Source organism: Archangium gephyra (assembly GCF_049060025.1).
In the GTDB taxonomy this organism is placed as follows: Bacteria; Myxococcota; Myxococcia; order Myxococcales; family Myxococcaceae; genus Archangium; species Archangium gephyra_A.
In genome coordinates, this window is sequence record NZ_JBMEQQ010000002.1 from 10,228,123 (window position 1) to 10,246,272 (window position 18,150).

Sequence of the window (18,150 nt, forward strand, 5' to 3'; positions counted from 1 at the left end):
GTATCGCGTCCGGGTCATGGTGCCCGGCTGCTCGCTCCAGGAGCGTCCCCCCGGAGAGGGACCGGGCGGGGGGCCCGGAGGGGCTCTGGGCTCGCTCCGCACCTCAGGGGGGTGATAAGCCGGAACTCCTCCCCCGACGTCTCTCGGAAAGCCGAGCCCCCAGACACGCGATGGCAGCCCACCCTGTCCCCGTAGTGGAGACTCGCAGCGCGGAGCGCGGCACGGAGCAGTCCAATCCTCCCTCCGAGGAGAAGGGCACCCCGGCGGCCCCGCGAGGCCTCCCGCTCTTCACGCGCCTGTTCCTCCTCATCCTGCTCTGTGCGCTGCCACCATTGGTGGGGCTGGGCTGGAAGATGATGGACACCAACGAGGAGGCCCTCAAGGAGTCTGCCCTCCACCTGTACCGAGCCATCGCCGGGGATGTGCAGCGCAGCGTCCGGGACGAGTTGATCCGCGTCGAGCAGGACCTCACGGGGATCTCCCAAATCCTCTTCGAGCCTGGGCTCGGCGATGACGCCACGCGCTTCGCCTTGGTGGGCTCCCGGTTGGCGGCCCCGGACGACATCGACTTCGTCACGCTCTACGCCCCGAGCGGCCAGAGCGTGACGACCGTGAAGGCGGACGAGGTGCCGGACCCGCGAGTGGCCCCCCGGCTGGAGCCCTCGCTCCTCGAGGCACTCCGCGCTTCCAACGGACACCTCGTGAGCCATGCCGTGCGTGCGGACGCCCAGGGGGAGCCCGTGCTCGAGGCCTTCTATCCCATCATCCAGAAGGACGGCACCGTGCGCGCCATCCTCGGCACGCAGGTGAAGCTCCGCACGCTGTGCGATCTGATGGAGGAACTCGGTGAGAAGTTCCTTGGTTCGCGCGAGAACGTCTTCGTCGTGGACCACCAGCGGCGGATCGTGCTCCACGCGGACCGCGCCCGGGTGGTGGCTCGCGAGGACCTGTCCCGGCACGGGCTCTTCGCGGCGCTGAGCGGGGATTCCTCCTTCAAAACGAACATGGCCGCCATCTCGGAGTTCCAGTTGGACGGACTGGAGATGGTCGGCGCGCTGGATGTGATCTCCCGGCAGGGCTGGGCAGTGGCGGTGCAGCAGCCCCGGTCGGTGGTGTACGCGTCGTTGTCGAAGATGCGCAGGTCCATCCTCACCGCGCTCGCCTTGGCCGCGCTGGTGGCGCTGGGGGCCGGACTGCTCGGGGCCCGGCAGCTCACCCGGCCCATTCGAGATCTCGTGGCCGCGACGCGGGCCCTCGCCGAGCGGGCCTTCCGCGGTGTGGGCGAGCGCGTCACCCGGCGCGGAGACGAGCTGGGCACCCTCGGCCGCGCCTTCGACAGCATGGCCGTGACGCTGGAGACCAAGGAGCGCGAGGTCGTCACCCAGACGCAGGTGCGCGCGGCCCTCAGCCGCTACCTGTCTCCGGACGTGGTGGACCTGGTCGTCTCCAACCCGGACCAGCTTCGGCTCGGGGGCGAGCGCCGCGAGGTCACCATCTTCTTCGCGGACGTGGTGGGCTTCACCAAACTGTCCGAGGCCCAGCCGCCGGAGATCATCGTCGCGCTGCTCAACGAGCTGTTCACCTTCGCCACCGAAATCATCCAGCGGCGCGGGGGCATCATCGACAAGTTCATCGGCGACTGCATCATGGCGGTGTGGGGCTCGCCCCAGTCGCACCCGGACGACGCGCTGCGCGCGGTGCAGGCGGCCGAGGACCTGCGGCGCTGGCTCGACGTGGGCAACCGCCGCTGGCGCGCGCGCTGGGGCATTGAAATCCAGCTCGCCATCGGCGTGCACACCGGCCCCGCGGTGGCGGGCAACGTCGGCAGCGAGAAGCGCATGGAGTACACCGTCATCGGTGACACGGTGAACATCGCCGCGCGCATCGAGTCCATGGCCCAGCCGGGGCAGATCCTCGTCAGCGAGGCCACGCGCGAGCGCATCGGCGACAGCGGAGTGGAGTTGGTGCCCGCCGGAGAGCGCCAGCTTCACGGCCGCACCGCGGCCACCCGCATCTTCGAGGTACCGCTCTGATGCTCGCGGCGGGCACGGTCATCGCCGAGCGCTTCCGCGTCCTGCGATCGCTCGGCCAGGGGGGCATGGGCGCGGTCTACGAAGCGGAGCAGCTCGGCCTGGGCCGCCACGTGGCCCTCAAGGTGATGCACCCGCACGTCGCCAGCGCCCCCGGCTTCACCGAGCGTTTCCAGCGCGAGGCCCAGGTGCTGGCCCGGCTTCGCCACCCGGGCTCCGTGGAGGTGTACGACTACGGGCTCGACTCCGGCTTCCTCTTCCTCGCCATGGAGAAGGTGTCCGGCGAGACGATGGACTCGCTGTTGATGCGCGAGGGCGCGCTGCCGGTACAGCGTGCGGTGGGCCTGGCCGTGCAGGTGCTGGAGGTGCTGGAGGCCGCGCACGTGCTCGGCATCGTCCACCGCGACCTCAAGCCCGCGAACCTCTTCCTGGAGCCCCACCCGGGCGGCGAGCGCGTGAAGGTGCTCGACTTCGGCCTGGCCGCGCTCGGGGGCGAGCTGCACGCGCGCCTCACCCAGGAAGGCATGTCCGTGGGCACCCCGGGCTTCATGTCCCCGGAGCAGATGCGCGGGCAGCCGACGGACGGGCGCAGCGACCTGTACTCCCTGGGGTGCGTGCTCTACGAGCTGCTCACCGGCTTCCCTCCCTTCCCGGTGATGCCCTCGGCGGAGATCGTCGTCGCGCACCTCTACAAGCCGGTGCCCGCGTTCCACGAGGTGCGGCCGGACCTCTCCGTCCCCGAGCGCCTGGAGGCCGTGGTTCGCAAGGCCATGGAGAAGCTGCCCGCTGCCCGCCCGCGGGACGCGACGGCCATGCGTGAGGAGTTGCTGGCCGTGCTCGCCGAGCCGGTGGGGCCCCCTCCGCTGCCGAAGAAGCGGGGCGAGGGAAAGAAGACGGAGCGGGGGCTCGGGGGGGCGCGGCACGAGGTGTCCGTCCCCAGGCCCGTGCCCGGTGCGGCGCCCGTGGCCGTGCTGGTTCCCCAGCATCAGGAGCCCGCTGGCAACACGTTGGTGATGTCGCTCGCCGCGTGTGGATTCCAAGCGTGGGTGGCCTCGGAGGCCGAGCCTTGGCAGGCGTTCGGCGCGCTGCTCGTCGTCGCGGACGGGCGCGAGTCGCTCGCCTGGGCGAGGACTCTGGCCGCGCGCCCGGGTTCTCCTCCCGTCTTGTTGTGCGGTCCCGCGGATGACTGGGACCTGGTCACGGGCGCGCTCGAGGGGGGACTGTTCGACTTCGTCCCCCTGCCGCTCGATCCGATCGATCTGACCCGGAAGGTATCGCGTGCTCAGAAGCTCAAGCGTTAGAGGACTCGCCGCGGCGCTCGCACTGGTGCTGTGCCTGCCCGCCGTCTCGTGGGCCGAGGCCCCCAAACCGGCCGATGACGACGTGTACGTGGTGCAGCCCGGGGACACGTGCGGCAGCGTGGCGCGCAAGGTGTTCGGCGATGCGACCACCGGCTCCGCGAAGCTGCACGCGCTCAACAAGATGGGGGCCCCGCCGCATCAGCTCGTGCCGGGCACGGTGCTGCGCATCAAGGGAGACCCCGACGCGCGCCTCACCTTCATCCGGCCCGAGGTCAACTCCAAGCGCGCGGGCAAGGTGGAGTGGTTCCAGGCCAACACCGGCCAGGGGCTGTGGCGGCTGGACTCCGTCAACACGCTGCGCGAGGCCGGCGCCGAGGTCACCTTCCGCGACCTGACGCGCTTGCAGATGAACGAGAACGCGCTCGTCGTCATCTACGGCCAGGCCGCCAAGGCGGCGGACAGGGTGAAGAAGTCCGGCGCGGTGGAGCTGCTGCGGGGAGAGCTGAACGTCTCGCTGGCGGAGCTGCGCGGCGAGCCCGTGGACGTGCGGATGCCGGCGGCCACGGTGGCCGCGCGCTCGAAGGATCTCCATGTGGGCGTGGACGCGCAGCAGATGAGCCGCGTCTCCGTCTTCGACGGCCAGGCCAAGGTGAGCGCGCAGGGCCAGAAGGTCCAGGTGCCCAAGGACCACGGCACGCGCGTGGAGAAGGGGAAGCTGCCCGAGAAGCCGCGCCCGCTGCCCGAGGCGCCGGTGTGGGCGGGCGGAGTGCGCTCGGTGCGGCTGCTGCTGGACGACAAGGGCGTGGACGAGGAGCTCGGGTGGGCGCCCGTGAAGGACGCGGCGTCGTACCGGGTGGAGCTCGCGCGCGACGAGCGTTTCAATGACCGGGTGCATGGGGAGACGGTGCGGGCGGCGCAGGACGCGCTGAAGTCCGTGGCCCGCGCGCTGGCGCCCGGCAAGTACTTCGCGAGGGTGCGCGCCGTGGACGCGGCGGGGTTGGTGGGCAAGGCGTCCGCCGTGCGTCAGGTGGAGGTGATGCGCGTGAAGACGGAGCGCGGCACCGTGGGCCCCCAGGGCATCCGGGGCGCGTACCGGCTGGACTTCGCGGTGGAGGGCGCCGACTCGTTGGACTTCCGTCTCGACGGTGCCCCCACGACGCACCCGGTGCGGGTGGAGGGCGTGGGCACGCACACGCTGGAGTTGCTGCCGCGCGGCATTCCCGAGGCCCGCCCGGAGAAGCTGACGCTCACGGTGGTGCCGCCCCGCGTGGACGTGGACGTGGAGCCCGTGGCCGGCGCGTTCCGGGTGACGGTGCGGGTGCTCGACGAGCAGGGCAGGGCGCTGGAGGGCCCCTTCGCCGCGCTGAAGCTGCGCGGCCTGCACGGCACCCAGGTGGAGGAGCCGCTCCGGCGTCAGGCGGATGGCTCGCTGCTGACGCGCGCGGTGCCGGGGACGCGGGGCGGTGAGCGTCTGGCTTCGCTGGAAGCCCTCTGGGGCGAGACGCCCGTCCAGCAGGTCAACGCGCTGGTGCCCATGGCGCAGGTCCCGGTGGCCGCCGCCGTGGAGCCCGAGCCTTCCGGGACGGTGACCGAGCCGGAGGTGGCGCTGATGCCGCTGCTGGGCGCTCCCTCGGGCGGACTGGTGGAAGGGGCCCCGCTGCCCACCGCCTTCCTGCCGCAGGCCTGGCTCTTCGAGTTGCGCGTGCAGCCCGGATTGGGCTCGGCGGGCGTGGACGTGGCCCGTGGCCGCACCACCCTCGCCGTGGAGGGGCGCGTGTCCGAGCGGGTGGCCGTGGGCACGGCGCTGGCGATGCGTCCCGGCGTGCTGCTGGGTGGTGGCGCGGAGGGGCTGCCCTCGACGGCGCTGTCCGCCTCGCTGTCGGCCCGGGTGCGGCTGACGGACCATCCGGCCTTCCGCGTGCTGTTGGCCTTCGACGGCTCCCTGGCGGGCTCCCGCTTCGACGAGGAGGCGCGCGGGCTGCGGCTGCGTCCGGCCCTGATCGCGGGCCTGCGCCGGGAGCGCTGGGCCTTCTCCACCAGCCAGTCCTATGCCCTCCGGCCGGGCCAGGCCCAGGCCACCTGGGACAGTGCCTATCAGGTGTGGTTCCTCCCCCTGCCCATGCTGTCACTCGGGGCCGGGCTCGATGCGCTGCTGGACGCCACGCCCCGGGAGCCCGGGCCGGTGGGCTTCGCCGCCGGAGTCGGGGCCCGGCTGAAGCTCGGGGGCTTCGAGCTGGGCACCTCGGTGCGCCGGGGGTTCGGTCCGGACGGGGCGCGCCTCTGGGGCGGCTGGAGCGGACAACTGACACTGGGCTGGTCCGGCCTGGGCGCGCTGCTGCCTCAGTAGTCACGCCCCGTCCCCCGATGGCTTAGAGTCTCCTCCCATGGAGATGCCCGAGTTCATCGAGGCGAGACGGCCGCGCTGGCAGCAACTCGAGTCCCTGCTCGACAAGGCCGAAGGGCGGGGTCTGCGCTCCTTGAAGCTGGAGGAGGCCCGCTCGCTCGGGAAGCTGTACCGCGCCGTCTCCAGTGACCTGCTGTGGGTGCGAGCCCGGAGCGGCTCGGCCGACGTGAGCGAGTACCTCAATGACCTGGTGGGCCGCGCCTACGCGCTCACCTACCCGGGTCAGCGCCCGAGGTGGTCGGACGTGTGGGGCTTCGTCGCTCGCGGCTTCCCCGCGCTGATGCGCCAGGAGTGGCGCATGTACCTGGCCTCGGTGCTGCTCTTCCTGGCCGGCATGGGCTTCGGTTACCTGGGCATGCTGGTGGACCCGGACGCGGCCCCCTACCTTGTCCCCGAGCAGCACCTGAGCCTGGATCCCGTCGAGCGCGCCGCCAACGAGGCCTCGGGCGACGGCATGTCCACGCAGCAGCAGGCCGCGTTCTCCACCTTCCTCTTCACGCACAACATCGAGGTGGCGTTCCTCGCCTTCGCGCTGGGCATCACCGTGGGCGTGGGCACCGCGCTGATGCTCTTCTTCAACGGCCTGATGCTGGGCGCGCTCGCGCAGGTGTACACGGCCAAGGGCATGGCCGGCTGGTTCTGGGCGTGGATCCTCCCCCATGGCATTCCCGAGATAACGGCCATCTGCATCGCGGGCGCGGCGGGCTTCGTCATCGCCCGGGGACAGGTGGCGCCACGAGGGCTGCCCCGGGGCATGGCCCTGCGCCAGGAGGCCGTCACCGCGGTGAAGCTCCTCTTCGGCACGCTCGTGCTCTTCGTGCTCGCGGGCTTCATCGAGGGCACCATCTCGCAGATCCACCCGCCGAAGCTGTCGGTGCTCTTCAAGGTGTCCTTCGCCCTGACGGTGGGAGGGGGCGTCTACGCCTACCTGTGCTCGGACTGGATGCGCGGGGCGAGCGCCGGCGCCACGAGCGGGCCAGAGCGCGGCGCGCGATAGGCCCGGCCGGCGGGGGGACCTCCTGGACCACGACAAGACAGCTCCGAGCGCACCCATTGATTCCCCTGGAACCGCCCCGGGCAAGGTGGTCGCTGGCCGGTTCACGCGCGCCCCCTCAGTCTGGCGGGGGCCGAGCAGAAGCTCGTCAGCGTCCTGCTGGTGTCTCCGCGCGCCATGGTCCACGAGGAGGAGACGGCGGATTGGAGCCAGGGGAGTGCGTTGCGCGACGCCCTGCGCAACGAGGTGCTGGAGCAGCACCTGCGGATGCTCGTGGAGCAGGAGGTCATCGAGCGGCGGACGGACAGCCGGTTTCCCTCCGAGGCCGGGGCCCGTGAGCGCTTTCTGCGGCAGGTGCCCGAGAACGCTCGGACGCTGGAGCTGGCTCGCCAGCGCTGGGATGAACTCTCCGGGTAGTCTCCTCACTCCCCGTGTATCCGGTTGGGGCGGGACGGATTCACCCGAGCGTGCGTGGTAGACTGGCCTTGGGCCCTCCGGGGGCTCACTCGCCTCCGGTCTCGGCCCGCGCTCGGGTCATGGGGGGGAGGCAAGCGCACATCATGGACAACGACGAAACGGCTTCCTTCGCGGAGAAGCTCGCTCCTGGGATGCATCCACGGGGGAAGGTGATCGCTGGACGTTTCAAGCTCAAGGCGCTGGCCGGACGCGGAGGCATGGGCTGCGTCTACCGGGCCATCGACACCTCCTCTGGGCGACCCGTGGCCCTCAAGCTGCTGGCGCGTGCCCCCTCTCCGGAGTCGGTCTACCGCTTCAACCGCGAGGCCGCGCTGCTGGCGGAACTGCACCACCCGGCCATCGTCTCCTACGTCGCCCATGGCGTCCCCGAGGCCGGCCAGCCCTACCTGGCCATGGAGTGGCTCGAAGGAGAGGAGCTGGCCCGGCGGCTGGCCCGCAAGCCCCTGAGCCTGCCGGAGACGCTGGCGCTGCTGCACCGCGTCGCCGAGGCGCTGGCGGCGGCCCACCGGCAGGACATCGTCCACCGCGACATCAAGCCCTCCAACCTCTTCCTGCGCGGGGGCCGGCCCGAGGACGTGGTGCTGCTGGACTTCGGTCTGGCCCGTCATGCCGTGCCCACGCTGATGGGCGTGACGGGGAGCCAGACGGTGCTGGGCACCCCGGGCTTCATGGCGCCGGAGCAGGCCTCCAGCCAGCCGGAGATTCCTCCCGCCGCGGACATCTTCTCGCTGGGGTGCGTGCTGTATCTGTGCCTCACGGGCAAGCCGCCCTTCGCCGCGCCGCACTTCGCCGCCGCGCTGGCCAAGATTCTCTTCGCCGAGCCGGCACCCCTGCACACGCTGCGCGCCGATCTGCCCCCGGGCCTGCAGGTGCTCGTGGACCGCATGCTGGCCAAGAACCCCAAGCGGCGGCTGCCAGATGCGGACAGCCTGCTGGAGGCACTCACCGCGCTGGAGTCGGTGCCCGAGGTGCTGTTGCCACGAGGAGAGCAGGTGGCGCGTCCTCTGGGGCTGATGGGGACCGAGCAGAAACTCGTCAGCGTCCTGCTGGTGTCGCTGAGTGCCATGTCCAAGGACGAGGTGACGGCGGATTGGAATCAGGGCGTCGCGCTGCGCGATGCCTTGCGCAAGGATCTCTCGCCCTATGGCGCCCAGGTGGAGCTGCTGGCGAACGGCTCGCTGGTGGCCACGCTGATGCCGGAGCGCGGCACCGCGGTGGACCTGGTGGTGCTGGCGGCGCGTTGCGCCCTCACCTTCAAGGAGCGCTGGCACGAGGCCGAGGTGGTGCTGGCCACGGGCCTGAGCGTCGTCAACGAGCGGCTGCCGGTGGGCGAGGCCATGGACCGGGCGGGGCGGTTGCTGCGCCAGCGCGAGCGGATGCCTTCCTCCTCCGGCGTGGTGCTGGACGAGGTGACCGCGGGGCTGCTCGGAGCGGGCTTCCAGATTTCGACCCTGGACTCGGGCACCTTCGTGCTGCAAGGCGAGAAACTGTGCTCCGATACCTCCCGCCCGCTGCTGGGCAGGCCCACGCCGTGTGTGGGCCGCGAGCAGGAACTGGCCCTGCTCGACTTCACCCTCACCACCTGTATCGAGGAGTCCTCCGCCCGGGTGCTGCTGGTGACGGCGCCCGCGGGGATGGGCAAGTCCCGGCTGCGCCACGAGTTCCTGCGCCGCGTGGAGCGCAAGGAGCAGCCGCCGCTGGTGCTGCTGGGGCGGGAGGAGCCGATGAACGCGGGGGCCTCCTACGGCCTGCTGGGCCAGGTCCTGCGGCGGCTGTGTGGTGTCGTGGAGGGAGAGAACCTGGAGGCGCGCCGCACGCGGCTCTACCAGCGTGTGGCCTTGCGGTTTCCGGAGGCGCGGGCCCAGGAGGTCGTGGAGTTCCTCGGCGAGCTGTGCGCCATTCCCTTCGCCGAGGAGCACAGTGCCCGGCTGCGCGCGGCGCGAGGAGACCCTCGGCTGATGAGCGCGCAGGTGAGCCGGGCGCTGGTGGCCTTCCTCGGAGCCGAATGCGCCCACCAGCCAGTGTTGCTGGTGCTGGAGGACGTGCACTGGAGTGACGGGGTCACCCTCAAGCTGGTGGACGAGGTGTTGAGGGAGCTGGCCGGCCAGCCCCTGATGGTGCTGGCACTGGCGCGGCCGGAGGTGAAGGACCTTCACCCGGGGCTGTGGGCGAGGCGGCTGCAGGAGCTGGCACTGAACGGGCTGAGCTACAAGGCGGGGCTGCGGCTGGTGCGCGAGGTGCTGGGGCCGCGAGTGCCCGAGGCCGTGGTGCAGAGGGCGGTGGAGCAGGCGGATGGCAACGCCCTCTTCCTGGAAGAGCTCATCCGCAGGGTGGCCGACGGCAGAGGGGAAGGAGCGCCCGAGACGGTGCTGGCGGTGCTCCAGTCGCGCCTGACGCGGATGGAGGCGGGAGAGCGGCGGGTGCTGCTGGCGGCCAGCTTCTTCGGCCGGACCTTCTGGCGGGGTGGGGTGAGGGAGTTGCTGGGGGAGTATGGCGAAGGCAAGGCCCTGGACGAGCACCTGCGGCAACTGGTGGAGCAGGAGGTCATCGAGCCTCGGCCCGACAGCCATTTCTCCACCGAGGCCGAGTACCGCTTCCGGCATGAGCTGGTACGGGATGCGGCGTACGGCCTGGTTCCCGACAGTCACCGGCCCACGGGCCACCGGCTGGTGGGGTCCTGGTTGGAGCGGGTGGGGGAGTCCGATGCGCGGGTGCTGGCCACGCACTATCAGCTTGGCCAGCATTTGGAGCGTGCCGCTCATTGCTACGCCCGGGCGGCCGAGCAGCTCTTCGAGCGCCATGATCTGCAGGGCACGATGTGGTGCGCGGAGAGGGCCCTGGATTGTGGCTTGAGCGGGGAGCCCTCCTTCCGGATGAGCGCACTCCAGGGCGTGGTGGCCTTCTGGTTGGATCAACCGTCGAAGGCCATACAGGTCGGCGGCCCCGCGGTGGCCGGGCTGAAGGCGGGCAGTCCCTTGTGGTGCAGGTTGGTGGGGTGGCTCATCATCGCGAGCGGGCAGGAGGGCCGCCACCACGAAGAGACGTCCAGGTTGAGTGAATTGCTGCTGCGCACCACTCCCGTGCCCGGGGCCACTACGGCCTATATCGAGGCCGTCGCGCTCCTGGGCATCGTGATGATCTGGTCCGGTGCGCGGCAGGAGTCGCAGGCCATCCTGGACCGCATCCTGGAGGTGGGGGCCGCGTCCATGAGCCACGATGCCATGGCGCGTGGCTGGATGAGACTCTTGAAGAGCCACTTCGTCTATTTCCTCGAGGCGAATCCCTGGCAGGCGTTGATGATTGCCGAGCAGGGGCGGCAGGACTTCAACGAGATCGGCTCCAAGCGGGATGAGCTATCGATGCAGATCTTCTTGGGGATGGTGCAGGCCTCCCTGGGAGAGCTGCCTGTGGCCGTGGCGGGGCTGCGGGAAGCCTTGAACACCGCTCAGCGCACGGAGTCCCACCTCTCCGCGGTCCATGCCAAAAATGGCCTGTGCGCGGTGCTGGCGGGCAGTCCCGAGCCCGCTCATCAACAGGAGGCCCACCCCCTGTTGCTCGAATTCGTGACCCACTCGCTGTTGCTCGAGTGGATGACCGAAGAAGACTCCTACTCCTACAGGCAGGGCGTGGGGTACGTCTTGTTGGCGCGGGTGATGTTGGCCAAAGGCGAGCTGCTCGAGGCCGAGGAGCATGGACTCATGGCCTGCCGGCTGTTGATGCCATTCGTGACCTGTTCGCTCCAGGCGCGTGCGGTTCTCAGCTCCGTGCTGCTCGCCCAGGGGCGTGCCGCGGAGGCCCGGGAGGTGGCGGTGCCTGGCGTGCAGGCGTTGGAGCAGATAGGCGGCGCGGGCGTGTACGCGGTGGCCATGCACCTGGCGCTGGCGGAGGCGTGTTTCGCCGAGGGTGATGCGAAGCAGGGAGACGCCGCCCTGCGCGAGGCTTCACGGTGCGTGCGGCTGCGCGCCAGTGACATCCCCGAGGCCGGGGCCCGCGAGCGCTTCCTGCGGCAGGTGCCCGAGAACGCCCGGACCCTGGAGCTGGCCCGCCAGCGCTGGGGCGAAGCTCCCGGAGTAGTGTGTTAGTTTCTCCGGCGTACACTCCGCCCATGGGGGATACAGGCGCGCATCATGGACGACAATGACAGGACGGCCCCAGCGGCTTCGAGGCTTCCACCTGGGCCGCATCCACCGGGTACGGTCATTGTCGGACGATTCAAGCTCGAGGAGCTGGCCGGACGCGGCGGCATGGGTTGCGTCTACCGGGCCACGGATATCTCCTCGGGGCGGCCCGTGGCGCTCAAGCTGCTGGAAGGGGCCAACTCTCCGGAGCCCGTCTACCGCTTCAACCGCGAGGCCGCGTTGCTGGCGGAATTGCACCACCCCGCCATCGTCTCCTACGTGGCGCACGGCACGCTCGAGAACGGCCAGCCCTACCTGGCCATGGAGTGGCTCGAAGGAGAGGAGCTGGCCCGGCGGCTGGCTCGCAAGCCCCTGAGCCTGCCGGAGACCCTGGCCCTGCTGCACCGCGTCGCCGAGGGGCTGACGGTGGCCCACCGTCAGGGCATCGTCCACCGCGACATCAAGCCCTCCAACCTCTTCCTCCGGGGAGGCCGCCCCGAGGACGTGGTGCTGCTGGATTTCGGTCTGGCGCGCCATGCCGTGCCCACGCTGATGGGCGTGACGGGGAGCCAGACGGTGCTGGGCACCCCGGGCTACATGGCGCCGGAGCAGGCCTCCAGCCAGCCGGAGATCCCTCCCGCCTCGGACATCTTCTCGCTGGGGTGCGTGCTGTACGAGTGCCTCACCGGCAAACCGCCCTTCGCCGCGCCGCACTTCGCCGCCGCCCTGGCCAAGATTCTCTTCGCCGAGCCGGCGCCGCTGTACACGCTGCGCGCCGGTCTGCCCTCGGGCCTGCAGGTGTTGGTGGACCGCATGCTGGCCAAGGACGCCACGCGGCGGCTGCAAGATGCCGACAGCCTGTTGAAGGCCCTCGCCGCGCTGGAGTCGGTGCCCGAGGTGCTGCTGTCACGAGGAGAGCAGGTGCCGCGTCCTCTCGGTCTGATGGGGACCGAGCAGAAGCTCGTCAGCGTCCTGCTGGTGTCCCTGCAGGCCATGACGTTGGTGGAGGAGACGGCGGATTGGGACCAGGGGGTCGCGCTGCGCGATGCTCTGCGCAAGGATCTCTCGCCCTATGGGGCGCAGGTGGAGCTGCTGGCGGACGGCTCGCTGGTGGCTACGTTGGTGCCGGAGCGCGGCACCGCGATGGATCTGGTGGTGCTGGCGGCGCGCTGTGCCCTCACCTTCAAGGAGCGCTGGCCCGAGGCCGCGGTGGTGCTGGCCACGGGCCTGGGCGTCGTCAACGAGCGGCTGCCGGTGGGCGAGGCCATGGACCGCGCGGGCCGGCTGCTGCGCCAGTTGGAGCGGCGGCCTTCCTCCTCCGGAGTGGTGATGGACGAGGTGACCGCGGGGCTGCTCGGCGCGGGCTTCCAGCTCTCGCGCCTGGACTCGGGCACCTTCGTGCTGCAAGGCGAGCAACTGGGGGCCGACACCTCCCGGCCGCTGCTGGGCAGGCCCACGCCGTGTGTGGGCCGCGAGCAGGAGCTGGCCCTGCTGGATTTCACCTTCAACGCGTGTGTCGAGGAGCCGGCCGCGCGGGCCCTGCTGGTGACGGCGCCCGCGGGCGTGGGCAAGTCGCGGCTGCGCCACGAGTTCCTGCGCCGCGTGGAGCGCAAGGAGCAGCCACCGCTGGTGCTGATGGGGCGGGGAGACCCGATGAGCACGGGCGCCTCGTACGGTCTGCTGGGCCAGGCGCTGCGGTCGCTGTGCGGAGTGATGGACGGGGAGAACCTGGAGGCGCGCCGCACGCGCCTCTACCGGCGCGTGGCCCTGCATCTTCCGGAGGCGCGGGCGCAGGAGGCCGCGGAGTTCCTCGGCGAGCTGTGCGCCATTCCCTTCCCCGAGGAGGGCAGTCCCCGCCTGCGGGCGGCCCGGAATGATCCGCGGTTGATGAGCGCGCAGGTGGGCCGGGCGCTGGTGGCCTTCCTCGGGGCCGAGTGTGCCCACCAGCCGGTGCTGCTGGTGCTGGAGGATCTGCACTGGAGCGACGCGCTCACCGTGAAGCTGGTGGACGAGGTGCTGCGGGAGCTGGCCGGGCAGCCCTTCATGGTGCTGGCGCTGGGACGGCCGGAAGTGAAGGAGCTCCACCCGGAGCTGTGGTCGCGGCGCCTGCAGGAGGTGCCGCTGCACGGGCTGAGCCGCAAGGCGGGGACCCGGCTGGTGCGCGAGGTGCTGGGGCCGAAGGTGCCCGAGGCCGTGGTGCAGAAGGTGGTGGAGCAGGCGGACGGCAACGTGCTCTTCCTGGAGGAGCTCATCCGCATGGTGGACGAGGGGCGGGCGGAAGAAGCGCCGGAGACGGTGCTGGCGGTGCTCCAGTCGCGCCTGATGCGGCTGGCGCCCGGGATGCGGCAGATGCTGCAGGCGGCCAGTTTCTTCGGCCGCGCCTTCTGGTCCGGCGCGGTGAGCGAGCTGCTGGACCGGGGGCTGGAGGCCGAGAGGTTCGAGACGTACCTGCGCCAGCTCGTGGAGCAGGAGATCATCGAGCGGCAGCCGGACAGCCGCTTCTCCACCGAGGCCGAGTACCGCTTCCGCCATGCGCTGGTGCGGGATGCGGCCTATGGCCTGGTGCCCGACAACCATCGTCCCCAGGGCCACCGGCTCGCGGTGGCGTGGCTGGAACAGGTGGGCGAGCCGGATGCGCTGGTGCTCGCCACGCACCACCAGCTCGGACACCAGCCGGAGCGCGCGGCCGTTTGTTATACGCGGGCCGCCGAACAGCTCTTCGAGCGGCACGACTTCCAGGCGACGCTGCGCTGCGTGGATGCGGCCCTGGACTGTGGCGTCAGCGGCGAGTCCTTGATCCGGCTGCGTGCGCTCCAGGCCACGGTGGCCTTCTGGAAGGATCAGTGGGCCACGGTCCTGGAGCTCGGGGGCCCGGTGCTGGATGGGTTGAAGGCGGGCAGCCCGCTGTGGTGCAGACTGCTGGGAGGCCTGATTCTGGGGAGCGCCAATGAAGGGCTCCAGGAGGAGACGGCCCGGCTGGGGGCGTTGCTGCTGCGTGTCACCCCCGCGCCCGAGGCCACCGGGGGCTATGCCGAGGCCATGGCCTTGTTGAGTGCCGCGGCCCTCTGGTCCGGCGAGCGTGAGATGATGGATGTGCTCATCGAGCGGACCCTCGAGGTCGGCGCCGATGACCTGGCCCAGGATGGCGTCGCGTATGGCTGGACGAGGTCCGTGAGGAGCCAGTTCCTCTTCTATTACGAAGCCAGACCGTGGCAGGCGTTCCTGATGGCGGACGCGGGGAAACAGGGCTTCCGGGAGATCGGCTCGGAGCCCAACGCGATCCTGATGCAATGTCTTTCAGCGGCGACCCTGGCGGCGTTGGGCGATGTGCCGGGAGCCATGGCGCGGCTGCGGGAGAGCCTGGCCATTGGCCAGCGGACGGAGCATCACCTCACCGTCACGTATGCGCAGCAGATCCTGTTGGAGATTCTGGCCGCCAGCCCGGAGCCCACCCATCGCCAGGAGGCGCAAGCGCTGGGGCTCGAGTGGCTGGTGCTCGAGTGGATGGAGGAGGACGGCGCCTACTCCTACAAGAGGGGCCTGGCGCATGCCTGCCTGGCGGAGGTGCTGGCCGCTGGTGGTGAGCTGAGCGAAGCCGAGTCGCAGGCGCGCAGGGCGTGTGAGCAACTGGTGCCCTTCCGGACCTTCTTGGGCCTGGCGCGCAGGGTTCTCAGCTCCGTGCTGCTCGCCCAGGGGCGCGCCACGGAAGCCCGGCAGGTGGCGGAGCTCGGCGTCCAGGAGCTGGAATGGATGGGGAGCTCGGGCGTGTATGCGGTCGCCACGCGCCTGGCGCTGGCGGAGGCCTGCCTGGCGGAGGGGGATGCCGGGGCGGGAGACGCCGCGCTGCGCCGGGCCGTGGAGTGCGTCCGGGCCCGCGCCAGTGACATCCCCGATGCCGAGGCCCGCGAGCGTTTCCTGCGTCAGGTGCCCGCGAATGCCCGGACCCTGGAGCTGGCCCGCCAGCGCTGGGGCGAAACCGGGGGGTAGGGCTCTCCGCCTCAGGCAGGCCATACGCCCGGTGAAGTGCCAGGGCGGATGGCGGGGTGGGGATGTGATAGGTTGTCCGCGCCCGCATGGACAGTGACAAGACGGCTCCATCTCCGCCGAGGCCTCCACCCGGGATTGCTCCGCAGGGCCAGCTCATCGCCGGGCGTTTCGTCATCGAGGATCTGGCGGGACGCGGAGGCATGGGCCTGGTCTACCGCGCCAGCGATCGCACCACCGGCCGCACCGTGGCCCTCAAGCTGCTGCATGCCTCCACGTCGCAGGAGTCGACCCTGCGCTTCAACCGTGAGGCCTCGCTGCTCTCCGTGCTGAACCACCCCGGTATCGTGGCCTACGTGGCGCACGGCACCGCCGAGGGGGGCCAGCACTACCTGGCCATGGAGTGGCTCGAGGGCGAGGACCTGGCGCGCCGGCTGCTGCGCGAGCCCCTGCGGCTGTCCGAGGCCCTGGCCCTGCTGCGCCGGGCCGCCGAGGCGCTGGCCGTGGCCCACCGGCAAGGCATCGTCCACCGCGACCTCAAGCCCTCCAACCTCTTCCTGCGAGGAGGCCAGCCCGAGGACGTGGTGCTGCTGGACTTCGGCCTGGCCCGGCAGTCCCTTCCCTCGGTGATGGGCGTGACGCGCACCGGTGCGGTGGTGGGCACGCCGGGCTACATGGCGCCGGAGCAGGCCTCCAGCGAGGTGGAGATTCCGCCCGCCGCCGACATCTTCTCGTTGGGGTGCGTGCTGTACGAATGCCTCACGGGCCGGCCTCCTTTCGAGGCGCCGCACTTCGCCGCCGTGCTGGCCAAGATTCTCTTCGCCGAGCCGGCGCGCCTCCACAAGCTGCGCCCCAGCCTGCCCACGGGTCTTCAGGGGCTGGTGGACCGGATGTTGGTGAAGGACCCGAAGCGGCGGCTGGCGGATGCCGGCGGGTTGCTCAAGGCGCTCGCGGAGCTGGAGTCCGTGCCCGAGCTGTTGCTGCCTCGTGCCGAGACGGACCCTCGCCCCGTGAGCCTGGAGGGCGCCGAGCAGCAGCTCGCCAGCGTCCTGCTGATGTCGCTGCAGGCGCCTGGCCTTGAGGAGGCGCCCGTGGACCCGCGGCGGGGGCTGGAGGTGCGGGATGCGTTGCGCGCGGGCTCTCGGCCCATGGTGTCCGGGTGGAGCTGCTGGCGGATGGCTCGCTGGTGGCCACGCTGGTGCCGGAGCGCGGCACCGCGACGGACCAGGCGGCGCTGGCGGCGCGCTGTGCGCTCACCTTCAAGGAGCGCTGGCCCGAGGCCGCCGTGGTGCTGACCACGGGCCTGGGCATGTTCAACGAGCGGCTGCCGGTGGGCGAGGCCATGGACCGGGCGGGCCGGCTGCTGCGCCAGTTGGAGCGGATGCCGTCCGCCTCCGGCGTGGTGATGGACGATGTCACGGCGGGGCTGCTCGGGCCGGGCTTCCAGCTCTCGCGCCTGGATTCGGGGGCCTTCCTGCTGCAGGGCGAGCAGTTGGGCGTCGACGCCTCGCGGCCGCTGCTGGGCAAGCCCACGCCGTGTGTGGGCCGCGAGCAGGAGCTGGCCCTGCTGGATTTCTCCCTCAACACCTGCATCGAGGAGCCCGCGGCGCGGGCCATGCTGGTGACGGCGCCGGCCGGAGTGGGCAAGTCGCGGCTGCGCCACGAGTTCCTGCGCCGCGTGGAGCGCCGGGAGCAGCCGCCCCTGGTGCTGCTGGGGCGGGGAGACCCGATGGGCGCGGGCGCCTCGTACGGCCTGATGGGCCAGGTGGTGCGGCGGCTGTGCGGCATCGTGGAGGGCGAGCCCCTGGAGACGCGCCGCGCGCGGCTGTCCCAGCGGGTGGCCCAGCACCTGTCGGTGGAGGAGGCCCGGGAGGTGGCGGCGCTGCTGGGGGAGCTGTGCGCGGTGCCCTTCCCCGGAGAAGAGAGCCCCCGCCTGCTCGCGGCGCGCGGCGACCCGTTGGAGATGAACACCCAGGTGGGCCGGGCCCTGGTGCACTTCCTCCAGGCGGAGTGCGCCCGGCGGCCGGTGCTGCTGGTGCTGGAGGATCTGCACTGGAGTGACGCGCTCACCGTGAAGCTGGTGGACGAGGTGCTCCGGGCCCTGGCCGAGCAACCCCTGATGGTGCTGGCCCTGGCGCGGCCGGAGGTGAAGGACCTCTTCCCGGGCTTGTGGTCTCGCCGCGTGCAGGAGCTGCCGCTCAATGGACTGAGCCGCAAGGCGGGGACGCGGCTGGCGCGCGAGGTGCTGGGGCCCCAGGTGCCCGAGGCGGCGGTGCGCCGGGTGGTGGAGCTGTCCGACGGCAACGCGTTCTTCCTGGAAGAGCTCATCCGCCTGGTGCCCGAGGAGCGCGGGGAATGGGCGCCGGAGACGGTGCTGGCGGTGCTGCAGGTGCGCTTGATGCGGATGGAGCCCGCCGCGCGGCAGGTGCTGATGGCGGCCAGCGTCTTCGGCCGCACCTTCTGGCGGGGCGGTGTGGAGGCCTTGCTGGAATCCACGGTGGGCGAGACCCTGGAGCGCCACCTGCGGCAGCTCGTGGAGCAGGAGCTCATCGCGCCGCAGCCGGGGGGCCGCTTCGCCGGGGCGGACGAGTACCGCTTCCGCCACGCGCTGGTGCGGGACGCCGCCTACGGCCTCGTGTCGGAGACGGTCCGGCCCACGGGCCACCGGCTGGCGGGCGAGTGGCTGCAGCGGATGGGAGAGCCGGATCCGCTGGAAGCTCGCCACCCACTACCACCTCGGGCAGCAGCCCGCGCTGGCCCTTCCTTTCTATCTCCAGGCCGCCAAGCGCTTCCTGGAGCGGCATGATCTGCCGGGCCTGCTGCGGTGCCAGCATGGCGCCCT

General features: G+C 71.3%; 9 protein-coding genes. All 9 read left to right on the forward strand.

Going from position 1 to position 18,150, the window contains the following annotated elements; genetic code table 11:
- The first annotated feature begins 194 nt into the window (after positions 1–194).
- Entirely contained in the window at positions 195–2,033 is a 1,839-nt protein-coding gene (locus ACN28I_RS44750; RefSeq protein ID WP_420947983.1) for an adenylate/guanylate cyclase domain-containing protein, read from the forward strand.
- A complete protein-coding gene (locus ACN28I_RS44755; protein ID WP_420947984.1) occupies positions 2,033–3,331 on the forward strand; it encodes a protein kinase domain-containing protein in 1,299 nt (432 codons plus the stop codon). Before ACN28I_RS44750 ends, ACN28I_RS44755 begins: the two co-directional genes overlap by 1 nt.
- A complete protein-coding gene (locus ACN28I_RS44760; protein WP_420947985.1) occupies positions 3,309–5,678 on the forward strand; it encodes a FecR domain-containing protein in 2,370 nt (789 codons plus the stop codon). The genes ACN28I_RS44755 and ACN28I_RS44760 overlap by 23 nt, the downstream gene beginning before the upstream one ends.
- 37 nt (positions 5,679–5,715) lie before the next feature.
- Entirely contained in the window at positions 5,716–6,732 is a 1,017-nt protein-coding gene (locus ACN28I_RS44765; protein ID WP_420947986.1) for a stage II sporulation protein M, read from the forward strand.
- Between the two features lie 174 nt (positions 6,733–6,906).
- A complete protein-coding gene (locus tag ACN28I_RS44770) occupies positions 6,907–7,146 on the forward strand; it encodes a hypothetical protein (RefSeq protein ID WP_420947987.1) in 240 nt (79 codons plus the stop codon).
- A gap of 143 nt (positions 7,147–7,289) precedes the next feature.
- Positions 7,290–11,288: a serine/threonine-protein kinase PknK gene (locus ACN28I_RS44775; protein WP_420947988.1), complete on the forward strand. Its 3,999-nt coding sequence runs from the start codon at positions 7,290–7,292 to the stop codon at positions 11,286–11,288.
- Positions 11,289–11,333: 45 nt separating this feature from the next.
- Positions 11,334–15,311, forward strand: coding sequence for a serine/threonine-protein kinase PknK (locus ACN28I_RS44780; protein ID WP_420947989.1), 3,978 nt, complete (start codon positions 11,334–11,336; stop codon positions 15,309–15,311).
- 86 nt (positions 15,312–15,397) lie between these two features.
- Positions 15,398–16,603 carry a serine/threonine-protein kinase gene (locus ACN28I_RS44785; protein ID WP_420947990.1) on the forward strand — a complete coding sequence of 402 codons (1,206 nt, stop codon included), beginning with the start codon at positions 15,398–15,400 and terminating at the stop codon, positions 16,601–16,603.
- 110 nt (positions 16,604–16,713) lie between these two features.
- Complete coding sequence (locus tag ACN28I_RS44790; RefSeq protein ID WP_420948835.1) at positions 16,714–18,114, forward strand: ATP-binding protein; 1,401 nt, start codon at positions 16,714–16,716, stop codon at positions 18,112–18,114.
- Positions 18,115–18,150 lie beyond the last annotated feature (36 nt).